The following is an 11,809-nucleotide window of genomic DNA, read 5'->3' on the forward strand; positions in this document are numbered from 1 at the left end:
TTAAAGATTCTCTACTCTCATCATACGCTGTTCATATGGTTTCTTTCAAAGAATCAATCAGCCCCCAGGCTTCCTCCATATCCGCATTCGAATAGTTCTGGCTTTTCTTCAGTTTGTGAACCTTTTCCTTCACGTCATCTTTGGGCAGATCATCAAAATACAACATGGTCGATACCAGTTCCAAAAAGCGCGAACTGTATTCATTTAAGCGGCTTGTTATCGCTTCTGCCTGCCGGCGGGGCCAGTCCAACTGCATATTCTGAAGAAACGTATTCCCTTCTTCCGTGAGCTGATACCGGTATTGGTAGTATCCGGCTTTGGTTTCCTTCCTCTCCGATACAAATCCGAGGCTGCACAATTCTTCCGTTCTCATCGACAGCTCTTCGGAATACGGGCCATACATGTGAAATGTATATTTCTCCTGCAGGGGAAGCTCGAGCTTCTTACAGATATAGACGATTTTCTGCCACTTCTTACGACCGACTACTTCTCCGGCGTCCTGCAATAACGCGAGTAACTTTGCATGATCAGGCAGCATTACTGACTTCCTCCTTCATACTTGAACCATTCCTGTGCCTGCTGCTTTGGTTCACCTTGTTCATTATCGGAAAACAGCATGTCTTTGATCTCTTGTTTCGTCTTTTCGTAACCGGGCGTTTCCAGCCATTCTTTAGGGTAGTAAAGTTTGTGATCCGTGCGTTTCTTTCCGGATATGGCTTCCACCAGATCCGACTCTCTGGACAGTTCCCGGAGCCGTCCATTTGGCATTAAGAGGTGGATCGGCATTCGTTCTTCTTCTTCCCCCGGCCGGTAGAAGTCATACGGAAGATCCGACGAGGAATCGATCACGAGATAATAGTCCGGATCAATCCCCGCCTCCCGGAATAACTCCTGCAGCTTTGTCCATTTGTTCAGCAGAAAGTTTTGGCTGAATTCTACAAACTTGAACAGGCGCCGGTTCAGAAAACGCTGGCACAGATCCCGCAGAATGCTGTCGTCTTCAAACTGCCACATTTGAAAATAATACGTAATGACCGATTCATCAAGACACAGATAATCTTCGAGCGTCTGGGTCCCTTCAAAAAAACGCTGAAAATGATAAGGCTGCTGGAAAAAGTCATATCCGTTTTCCCTCAGTTTTTTCACCCGCTGCAGAATCTTACTTAAAATCACTTCCGCACTTCGTGTCACGGGATGAAAATAGACCTGCCAGTACATCTGATAACGGCTCATGATATAATCCTCGACCGCGTGCATGCCGGTATTTTTAATGACGGCCTGGTCTTCGGTGGGGCGCATCACACGCAGGATACGTTCCATGTCAAAATGCCCGTAACTGACACCGGTATAATACGCATCCCTCTGCAGATAATCCATCCGGTCCGCATCAATCTGACTGGAAATCATGCTGACGACGAGTTTATTGGGGTATGTTTTTTCAATGACATCCGCCACGTCCTGAGGAAAATTCTCCCCCATACGGCGAAGCACCTGATTCACTTCCGTATCGCCGGTGATAATTTTTCTTGTCCACCATTCATGGTCTGTCTGAAATACTTTTTCAAAGGAATGGGAGTACGGGCCGTGGCCGATATCATGAAGCAGGGCGGCGCTGAGACAGAGAAGGCGTTCTTCCTGCTGCCAGTGCGGTCTGCCGTCAAACACTTCGATGATCCGTCTCATGATTTCATACACACCCATGGAATGGTTGAACCGGGTATGTTCCGCGCCGTGAAACGTCAAAAAGGTCGTTCCGAGCTGACGGATCCGCCGCATCCGCTGGAATTCGCGGGTTCCAATCAAGTCCCATATCAGTTCATCCCGGATATGAATATAACGGTGAACCGGGTCTTTGAACACTTTTTCTTCCTGCAGTTTCCGGTTTCCTTCTCTCATGAGCCGTTTTCCGCTCCCTTATGTATGCTCTGTTTCCAATCACGACGTTAGTATCCTTTATTATACCAATCCAACTGCTTTTATGGCAAAATAAACCTGGAGCGCAGCCCGTATTTCAACCGCGGTAGTTTCATGCTATAATCTACGGAGCTATTATCAATGAGAACGGAGTTCAAGCCCATGAATATGAATGACATGTTCCACGGCATACGCTGGCGCTGGATTGACCACGCCGGGTCCGGCCTTCATTTTCATCCCCTTCAGTCTTTTGCCTATGATGATACGTTCTGTGTCAGCGCAGGGGCAGGACTTGCCCCCGTAATGCGGGCATGGGTCCATTCTCCCGTTGTGGTGCTCGGCATTCAGGACAGCCGCCTGCCGTCAGCGGCGGATGGCATTGACTTGCTGCGGGAACAGGGGTACCAGGTGATCGTCCGGAATTCTGGAGGGCTCGCGGTCGTGCTGGACGAAGGCATTTTCAACTTGTCCTTTATCTTTAAAGAAAATAAACAGTTTTCTATTCACAGCGGTTACGAGTTGATGTGGGAAGCAGTCCGGAGGATGTTCCCGGACGCTCCCGCTTCAATTGACGCGTATGAAGTGAAAGGGTCCTACTGCCCCGGTGATTATGACCTGAGTATAAACGGGCGTAAATTCGCCGGTATTTCGCAGCGCCGTATCCGCGGCGGCGCCGCCGTTCAGATTTACATGGCCGTTCACGGCAGCGGAGCGAAACGGGCCCGGCTGTTAAAACAGTTCTACGAGACGGCCGCCGGCGGTGATCACCCGCCTGCATTCGAACCCCCCCGTATTGAACCACAGGTCATGGCCTCCCTTGCCGAACTGTACGACGGTACATTCACGATAAACGACGTCCTGTACCGCCTGCTGACAACCGTGAAAAACGAAGGCGCCTTTATCGACGAAAGCCGTTTGGAGGAGGATGAACAGGAACGCTTCGATATGTACCTGAACCGGGTCATGGAACGAAATGACAAAGCCCTGCGGAAAACAAAACAGCAGAATCCATAAAAAATGAGGCTGTCCCTTTTTATTCGGGAGAGCCTCATTTTTTGGATAGCTGCTCTTTTACACCTTAGTCAGTGTTTTTTTTTCCGTAATAGCCTGCATTCCGGTGAGAAGCGCCAGGTTGTATACATCCATGACGCTGCAGCCTCGGGACAGGTCGTTCACCGGTTTGTTCAGCCCCTGAAGAATCGGGCCGACTGCTTCGTATCCGCCGAGACGCTGGGCGATTTTATACCCCAGGTTGCCGGATTCCAGACTTGGAAAAATAAAGACGTTTGCCTCTCCCTGCAGAGGGGAGTCCGGTGCTTTTGTCTGTGCCACGGCCGGAACAAACGCTGCGTCAAACTGGAATTCTCCGTCGATCATGAGATCCGGGCGGTCGTCCTGGGCTTTTGCTGTCGCTTCAGATACTTTATGGGTTTCCGCGGAAGAGGCGGACCCTTTCGTCGAAAAGCTTAGCATTGCCACTCTCGGATCTATATCAAACGTCTGAGCCGTCTCGGCAGTGGACACCGCTATCTCCGCAAGCTCTTCGGCACTTGGTGAAATATTAATCGCGCAGTCGGCAAACACGAATTTTTTCTCATCTTTGACCATGATAAACACGCCGGACGTTTTCTGAATGCCGGGTTTTGTCTTTATGATCTGCAGCGCCGGACGAACGGTATCACCGGTGGAATGAGCCGCTCCGCTCACCAGTCCGTCGGCTTCATCCATATAAACAAGCATCGTTCCGAAGTAATTCGGATCCTGCAGTTTTTCTTTTGCCGTTTCTTCCGTTTCTTTCCCTTTACGCCGCTCCACGAAGGCTTCCGTCATGCGGTCCAGGTGTTGATAGGTAGATGGATCATATATCAAGGCATTTTCGAGTGAAATGCCGAGTGATTCCGCTTTTGTCTGCACGTCTTCTTCGCTCCCGATGATAACCGGACGCACCATTTTATCTTCTGCCAGTTTGGCGGCGGCTTCAATGATGCGGTCATCGTCTCCTTCCGGAAATACAATAGAAGGATAGGAAGCTTTTACCTGGCTTTTCACCATTTCAAACAGATCGCTCACAGCCGATTCCTCCTTTATCTCACATTCCCGTGTTCCTGTTCATCCAAGCTTTACATTTATTATAACCTGTTTTCAGGCAAACTACATGTTTCATGAAAACTTGTCACTTATTTTTCATTCACAAGCATACTCCAGTGCCTCGAAAAAATAAACCGTAAGGCACAAAATAATAAAAATAGAAATTTTCTAACCGGTATGCGTTTCCATCTCCCGGCAAATCAAGCGTTTTCACCTTTTCAGCGACACTGTTTCACGTGAAACATTCCGGTTTGAGGAAAAATGGTCCTTCTTTTATTCCTACGAAAAACCTACAATGAATCCTTCCACTCTGTATCATACTAAAACCATACGTATACCTTTTAACAGGAAAGGAAGATAAAACATGAAGAAACAATGGTTGCAGGACCCTCTTCCCCTGCAGCATGTTACACTGCCGAGCCGGATTATCATTGAGATGGAAAACAGCACATCCATTGGTGGAAATCATCTCCCTCCCTTCCCTGTCGGTTATCTCGCTGCAGGAAATATTGATTCCTCTCCCTCCGAACGATGGAAACATGTCATTCAAAGTGTTCATAAAGAGGGAGGTTACATTTTTTTGAAGTTGGAAATCGAAAAAGATCATTTCTATTCTGCTTCCCGGGAAACCGCCCTGCATGACATCCATCGAATGGTCCAGTCTTTCGCCGACCAGGCTGCGAATGCCGAACAGGCTGGTTTTGACGGTGTGGAAATAGAAGGGATAAAAGAATCTGTCATCCACTCTTTTGTGTCCAGTGAGACAAACAACCGGAGCGGAAGCTGGGGAGGCTCCCGCAAAGGCCGGCTTCACTTTCCTCTTGCAGTGGGCAGACACGTCCGGGAATATACCGGACCCGGATTCCCGCTTATCTTCCGCCTTCCTTCTGTAACGGAAGCCGTCCCTTTGGAAGAACTCGCGATGATGGCCGGACAGCTGGAAGCGTCCGGAGTGGATCTGTTTCATATCGGGCGTGGGCCGGACAACTCCCACTCCACCGAATCATCCTTCCAGAACATTGTACAGACCGCTGCCGCCGTCAAAAAAAGTGTATCTGTTCCTGTCATTGCAGCCACCGGTTGTGTATCGGCGGACACATCTTACCGGATGCAGGAAGAACACGGTTTCGACGGTATTTCCATCCATGCCGGTAATGACAGCTGGAAGCGTTTGTTTTTGTCTGAAACATGACAGTTTTATAGTAAGAACTTCTGCAGGATCGCTCATTTTTTTCGTACGGTTTGATTCGTGGTATAGTAGATGTACTGGATATCTTTTCAAAGGAGTGATACATAATGAGTGAACCTTCTCAAACATTGGACGGCTGGTTCTGCCTTCATGACCTCCGTAAAATGGACTGGGCGGCCTGGCGGAACGTGCCGGCGGAAGAACGGCGGGACATCGTTCAGGAATTTGTGGACATGGTCCATACTTGGAAAGCTGTGGAAGAAGAAGAAAACGGCAGCTACGCCCTTTATACCGTAGTCGGTCATAAAGCCGACTTTATGATGGTCAATCTGCGCGACTCCCTGAATGACCTGGACCACATTGAACAGGAATTCAACAAACTGCGCATCGCCGACTACACGACACAGACCTACTCGTATGTGTCCGTTGTGGAACAGGGGAACTACACCCCGCCGAAAGACGGCAGTGATCCACTTGATAACCCGAATATGCGGGCAAGAGTCTATCCGATCCTGCCGAAGTGGAACCATATCTGCTTTTACCCAATGGATAAGAAACGGGAAGGGGACGATAACTGGTATTCCCTTCCGATTGATGAGCGTGTGGAATTAATGAAAGCCCACGGAAAGACCGGACGGAAATACGCGGGCGAGATTAAACAGATTATTTCCGGCTCCACCGGCCTGGATGACTGGGAATGGGGCGTGACATTGTTCGGTCACGACGCGCTTCAGTTCAAAAAACTGATTTATGAAATGCGGTTTGATGAAGTGTCCGCCCGTTACGGGAAATTCGGTGCCTTTTATGTCGGCAACCTTCTGGAAACGGACCAGGCCCAGCTTTTCTTTGATATGTAGAAAAAAGACAATACCATCCGAGCTGTCCCGCTGTACGGGGCAGCTCTTTTTATGCTCCAGACGTTGTCATACAGCCACTTTGGAGAAGGTCGGATGAAAAAGAGAAGCTTAGGACGCGTGTAGGATGTACTTTTAACGGATGGAACCCAAAGAGTATCGGGTAGATGCAATCTAAGGGATACATGTCGCAGCTGCAGTGTTATTTCTGGTGCTTAGATAGCTGAGTAGAAGCTTTCGGGGCTGCTCAGCTGCCGGTTTTCTCTTTCAATGGCTTTTTTCTAACATAACTCCTCTTTTCCTTTCATATCGTAGAGTAGATACTGCTGCAGGAAGCGGGGTGATTGCATCGCTGTCATCAAAGCTCCAACCGAAGATCTCAAAATGCTGGCCCGTTTGATGCGGGCGGAAGCGGAGGGAGAAGGAAACCTTGGAATGCTTCTGGCCGGAAATGTAATGGTCAACCGAGTGTATGCCAACTGTTTGGACTTCAACAACATCCGGACGATTCCAGAGATGGTTTACCAGTCCCCGGGTGGATTTGAAGCTGTACAGAGAAGTTATTTCTACCAGCGTGCAAGAAACCGGGAAGTACGGCTCGCCCGGCGTCTCGTTCAGGGAGAGCGGTTTGCTCCGGCGCAGAACTCTTTATGGTTTTACCGCCCGACGGGAGCCTGTCCGGCGGAATGGTTCGGGCAGCCGAACGTCGGCCGGTACAAAGCCCACTGTTTTTTCTCCCCCATCTATTCGGACTGTCCCGAAGTATATCGATAATTTTAATCTGAAGGAGGATGTGTTGTGTACAATTATTATCCATGGTACCCGGCCCAGCAGAGCGGCGCGTGGTATCCATACAGCCCGGAAATGGGAATGAACCGTCAGAATAACAACGGAAGCGGTATGATGAACGGCGGCATGATGAATGGCGGCGCCATGAACATGAACGGCGGTGGAATGAACGGTGGTACAATGAACGGTGGTACAATGAACGGCGGTGGAATGAACGGCGGTACAATAAATGGCGGCGGCCTGCCGATGGAACAGTCCTACATTGAGAATATTCTGCGGCTGAACACCGGCAAACGCGCCACTGTGTATATGACGTTTGAAGGAAATCCAGATTGGCAGTCAATGGTGTTCCGCGGCATTCTGGAAGAAGCGGGACGCGACCACATTGTGCTGAGTGACCCTGACACCGGAAGATGGTACCTCCTCTTAATGGTTTATCTCGATTATGTTGTCTTTGAAGAAGAAATCAATTACCAGTACCCCTATGACGGGGTCGAACCCTACGCTAACCGCTGATACGTTTAAACCTTTGCCGAATGTGTAATATATAACATATGAATGCAGGCAGTGCGTGAGTTTAACATGCACTGCCCTTCTTGTTTTTTCGAAAAAAGAATGGGAAACGGCTGCCGGACTCCGTCTTTTATGAGGGACGGGCGCTTGCGATAACCGTGTACCCCCATACTTACGTTTGAGATGCGCATTTTTTCTGTAAACGTCGTTATGACCTGTTCCATGTTACGTTTGACCGGCCATGCATCTTCCAAAACGGTCTTATGATCGGTTTATACTTACGTTTTCGCTGTCCATCTCACTCTTTTTGGCCGGATGACAAATTGCCTGCCGGCACGTTTTATTTTCCAGCCTGAAAAAATCAGTTCTTTCCTCTTGAAAGTCAAAGATGGTCAGTGTACAATATGATTTGCAAGGTCAAAGATAGTCAAAGTCAAAGCAAATCATTTGATATCCCATAACCAAGGCGTTATCATGCAAACCAAGATAAATAACCAACGACCAGACAACGTAAAGAAATAAAGGAGGAAACGAATCATGAGAAGATGTGAACACTGCCAACAGCGCCCCGCGCGTATTGAGTTGAATATGAACATCAACGGATATCAGCAGAAAATGAATTTATGCGATATATGCTACCACGAAGTACGCAATGAAATGAAACAGCCTTCCAATTTCGGAGGCGGACAATCCTCTGCTTTTGATCAGTTCTTCCAGAACATGATGGGAGGACAGCAGCAGATGAACGGTGCTCAGGAACAGGGCGGACAGGCCCAGCAGGGCGGCGGAAACGGCGGTCTCCTGGATGACCTTGGGAAGAACCTTTCCGACGCTGCCCGCGCCGGCATGATCGATCCGGTCATCGGCCGTGAAACCGAGGTGGAACGTGTTATCGAAACATTGAACCGCCGCAACAAGAACAATCCTGTTCTGATCGGGGAAGCGGGTGTCGGTAAAACAGCCATCGCTGAAGGACTCGCGCTGCGGATTACCGAAGGCGACGTTCCGAACAAACTGAAAAACAAGGACATCTATCTTCTTGATGTCTCCTCCCTCGTCGCCAACACCGGCGTACGCGGCCAGTTTGAAGAAAAAATGAAGCAGCTCCTGAAAGAACTGCAGGAACGTAAAAACGTCATCGTCTTTATCGACGAAGTTCATCAGATTGTCGGCGCCGGTTCCGCGGAAGGGTCATCCGACGCAGGCAACATCATGAAACCGGCCCTTGCCCGCGGTGAAATTCAGGTCATCGGTGCGACGACTCTGAATGAATACCGTAAAATCGAAAAAGACGCCGCGCTTGAACGCAGATTCCAGCCGGTTATGGTCAATGAACCATCCCTGGAAGACTCCATCAGCATTTTGGAAGGCCTGCAGAACAACTATGAACAGTATCATCAGGTTTCCTATACCGAAGATGCCCTGCAGGCCTGCGTAAACCTGTCGAACCGCTATATTCAGGACCGTTTCCTGCCGGACAAAGCAATTGACCTGCTGGATGAAGCCGGCTCGAAAATCAACCTGATTCACAGCGAAGACGACGAGCAGGAACTTCGCAGCCGCATCGAACAAGCTGCGGCGGACAAGGAGAAAGCCACCCAGCAGGAAGACTATGAACGGGCCGCCCAGCTCCGCGACGAAGAAGCGAAGCTCCAGAAACAGCTGGAAGAATCGGAAGGCGGGAGAGATATCTCCAATCGTGACGCGGTCGTAGACGTCGATACGATCCAGCAGATTGTCGAGAATAAAACCGGCATTCCGGTCCGCCGTCTGCAGCGGGATGAACAGCAGAAAATGAAAGACCTGCCGGAACGCCTCCGCGCAAGCGTCATCGGACAAGACGAAGCAGTCAGCAAAGTCGCCCGCTCCATCCGGCGTAACCGTGCCGGACTGCGCAGAGGCACACGCCCGATCGGCTCCTTCCTGTTTGTCGGACCGACCGGAGTCGGTAAAACCGAGCTCTCCAAGTCTCTGGCAGGAGAAATGTTCGGCGACAGTGAAGCGATGATTCGTCTCGATATGAGTGAGTACATGGAAAAACACTCTGTGTCCAAACTCGTCGGTTCGCCGCCTGGATATGTTGGACATGATGAAGCAGGACAATTGACCGAAAAAGTGCGCCGTCAGCCGTACAGCATCATTCTGCTCGACGAAATCGAAAAAGCGCACCCCGACGTACAGCACATGTTCCTGCAGATCATGGAAGACGGCCGCCTGACCGACAGCCAGGGCCGCACCGTGAGCTTTAAAGACACCGTGCTCATCATGACATCCAACGCCGGCTCCAACGTTAAACACGTCACCGTCGGCTTCGGAAATCAGGATGCCGTGGAACCGCGCTTGATGGAATCCCTGTCGGACTACTTCAAGCCTGAATTCCTGAACCGGTTTGACAGCATCGTGTCCTTTGAAGAGCTGAAGAAAGAAGATCTTGTCACCATCGTTGATCTGATGCTCGAAGACATCGTCAGCGCAGCCAAGGACCAGAATCTCAACGTCACCATCTCCCAAGAAGCCAAAGAGATGCTGGCAGAAGAAGGATATGACCCGGCATTCGGCGCCAGACCGCTCCGCCGCGTCATTGAAGAAAAAATCGAAGACGGCATCGCCGATTTGATGCTCGAAGAAGAAGATATCGAAAACATCCAGGTCACCGTCGAAGACAACGACATCGCCGTCGTCAAAGCATAAGTCAGACAGAACAACGAAAAAGCCATGGGCTTACGTCCCGCGGGATGTGCGTGTCCATGGCTTTTTTTGTGATGGTTTCTGTTTTCTCTGATAATATCACCCTTTCATCTTATAATAAGCGCCTGTTTTACAACCATGAAAAATAACTTATTTGTCGAAAATTGCGACATTAATGCCTTGAACGTCATAAAACGTCCATTGTCCTCTATGAGCGTCCATGCTATGCTGATATGGGAAACAACACTTTCATGCGATGAGGTGAACGATAAATATGCTTTCAACTGGAATAGGCAGGCTCCGCGCGGCAGGAATGCTGGAAGGTCTGTCCTTCATTATTCTGTTGTTTGTGGCCATGCCTTTGAAATACGGTCTTGGTATCGATATGGCGGTGACCATTGTGGGGGCTGCCCACGGAGGGTTGTTTATTTTATACATGCTGGCGGTGCTGTTTGTCTGGATTCAGCGGCGCTGGCCTGTTCCACGAGCTATGATTGCGGCGGTGGTGTCCGTCATTCCATTCGGTCCGTTTGTATTTGACCGCAGCCTGCAGAAAGAAGAAAAGCTCGGAACAGCTCCGGGAAACGCCATCGGCCTGTAAAACATGCGTCCCTGTAACATTTCCACTGTCAGGGACGTCTTTTTGTGTGCATGGCAAAAGCCGCTTGTACATACGTATCAATGAAAAACATGAACCGAAGGAGACTTGTTATGTTCGAATGGAAAAATATTTTCAGGGGCTTGGCTATGGGAATCAGCGATATCATTCCCGGTGTCAGCGGCGGTACCATCGCCCTCGTGCTCGGCATTTATCACCGGCTGATCGCCGCAATCAATAATCTTTTCAGCAGGCACTGGAAAAAGCAGCTCGGTTTCTTCATCCCGCTCGGTATCGGGATCGGCGCCGCTATCTTCAGCTTAAGCAGTGTACTGGACTGGCTTTTGGGCAATTACCCGCAGCCGACATTTTTCCTGTTTATGGGGTTGATCCTCGGGACCATTCCCCTTTTGCTCCGAGAGGCTGATTATAAACGGGCATTCAGCGGCAGTCATTATGTGATTGCAGCCATTGCCGCGGTACTTGTTATTTTATCCGGTCTTTTCCAGGGAGAAGAGAGCGCGGTCATGGAATCCCTGTCCGCTTCCGATTACCTCCTTTTCTTTTTCTCAGGTTGGATCGCGAGTACGGCGATGATCCTCCCCGGTATCAGCGGTTCCTTTATTTTACTGCTTCTCGGCGTGTACGGCACTGTCATTCATGCGGTAAGCTCACTGCAGTTTTCGGTGCTGCTCGCAGTCGGAGGAGGGATTGTCGTCGGCCTGGCGATCATGAGTAAACTCCTGCACTACCTGCTGCGACGGCACACTGCAGGAACCTACGCTGTTATGACAGGCCTCTTGATTGGGTCGTTGTTCGTCATATTCCCCGGTCTCGGAGCCGGCTTCGTCCAGTTTTTCGTCAGCCTTTTCACCTTCGCCGTGGGGCTGGTCATTGCCGCAATCCTCGGAAAAGTGGAACGCAGGTAATGTAACATTAAGTGTTTCGACTGATACGCAGAACCTTGCATCATTCAGTACAGTTGGCATAAAATAATGGCAGAGACACAAGAAGTGCCCCGCCTAAACGAGATGCGAACTATCCCTCTAAAGAAGGGCTTAAAAAAGAATGGTTTAAATAGAAACCCATCCTACTTAGAGTGGCTGCTCTTTTAGGATGGGTTTCTTTATTGTCTGCGCTTCTTAATATGTTTTCCATACTATGGCGGTCAAAATG

General features: G+C 49.7%; 11 protein-coding genes. 8 read left to right on the forward strand and 3 right to left on the reverse strand.

Annotated elements, in window-relative coordinates; all coding sequences use genetic code 11:
• Positions 1 to 31: 31 nt before the first annotated feature.
• Positions 32 to 538: a YwgA family protein gene (locus tag BM124_RS10940; protein ID WP_093337548.1), complete on the reverse strand. Its 507-nt coding sequence runs from the start codon at positions 536 to 538 to the stop codon at positions 32 to 34.
• A complete protein-coding gene (locus tag BM124_RS10945; protein ID WP_093337550.1) occupies positions 538 to 1,896 on the reverse strand; it encodes an HD domain-containing protein in 1,359 nt (452 codons plus the stop codon). Before BM124_RS10945 ends, BM124_RS10940 begins: the two co-directional genes overlap by 1 nt.
• Positions 1,897 to 2,076: 180 nt before the next feature.
• On the opposite strand from BM124_RS10945, the gene BM124_RS10950 reads away from it, so the two are divergent.
• Positions 2,077 to 2,928, forward strand: a complete 852-nt coding sequence (locus BM124_RS10950; protein WP_244504313.1) for a lipoate--protein ligase family protein — start codon at positions 2,077 to 2,079, stop codon at positions 2,926 to 2,928.
• Between the two features lie 57 nt (positions 2,929 to 2,985).
• Here BM124_RS10950 and pta read toward each other — a convergent pair whose 3' ends face one another.
• Positions 2,986 to 3,984, reverse strand: coding sequence for a phosphate acetyltransferase (gene pta, locus BM124_RS10955; RefSeq protein ID WP_093337552.1), 999 nt, complete (start codon positions 3,982 to 3,984; stop codon positions 2,986 to 2,988).
• A 382-nt stretch (positions 3,985 to 4,366) separates the two neighbouring features.
• Between pta and BM124_RS10960 the strand changes: the two genes are divergently transcribed.
• From BM124_RS10960 to BM124_RS10995, 7 genes are all read left to right on the forward strand, one after another.
• Positions 4,367 to 5,194, forward strand: coding sequence for an oxidoreductase (locus BM124_RS10960; protein WP_093337553.1), 828 nt, complete (start codon positions 4,367 to 4,369; stop codon positions 5,192 to 5,194).
• A gap of 104 nt (positions 5,195 to 5,298) precedes the next feature.
• Positions 5,299 to 6,048 (forward strand): hydrogen peroxide-dependent heme synthase, encoded by a 750-nt coding sequence (gene hemQ, locus BM124_RS10965; RefSeq protein WP_093337555.1) that lies wholly within the window; start codon positions 5,299 to 5,301, stop codon positions 6,046 to 6,048.
• Positions 6,049 to 6,393: 345 nt separating this feature from the next.
• The gene (locus BM124_RS10970; protein ID WP_093337557.1) at positions 6,394 to 6,819 is read left to right on the forward strand and encodes a cell wall hydrolase; all 426 of its coding nucleotides are present in this window, start codon (positions 6,394 to 6,396) and stop codon (positions 6,817 to 6,819) included.
• A gap of 90 nt (positions 6,820 to 6,909) precedes the next feature.
• Positions 6,910 to 7,350 carry a spore coat protein GerQ gene (gene gerQ / locus BM124_RS10975; RefSeq protein WP_425288585.1) on the forward strand — a complete coding sequence of 147 codons (441 nt, stop codon included), beginning with the start codon at positions 6,910 to 6,912 and terminating at the stop codon, positions 7,348 to 7,350.
• A 534-nt stretch (positions 7,351 to 7,884) separates the two neighbouring features.
• Positions 7,885 to 10,038: an ATP-dependent Clp protease ATP-binding subunit gene (locus tag BM124_RS10985; protein ID WP_093337560.1), complete on the forward strand. Its 2,154-nt coding sequence runs from the start codon at positions 7,885 to 7,887 to the stop codon at positions 10,036 to 10,038.
• Between the two features lie 271 nt (positions 10,039 to 10,309).
• Positions 10,310 to 10,636, forward strand: coding sequence for a DUF3817 domain-containing protein (locus tag BM124_RS10990; protein ID WP_093337561.1), 327 nt, complete (start codon positions 10,310 to 10,312; stop codon positions 10,634 to 10,636).
• A 110-nt stretch (positions 10,637 to 10,746) separates the two neighbouring features.
• Complete coding sequence (locus BM124_RS10995) at positions 10,747 to 11,562, forward strand: DUF368 domain-containing protein (RefSeq protein WP_093337563.1); 816 nt, start codon at positions 10,747 to 10,749, stop codon at positions 11,560 to 11,562.
• Positions 11,563 to 11,809: the final 247 nt, after the last annotated feature.

The sequence above is a fragment of the Salibacterium halotolerans genome, from assembly GCF_900115625.1.
GTDB classification, from domain to species: Bacteria; Bacillota; Bacilli; order Bacillales; family Marinococcaceae; genus Salibacterium; species Salibacterium halotolerans.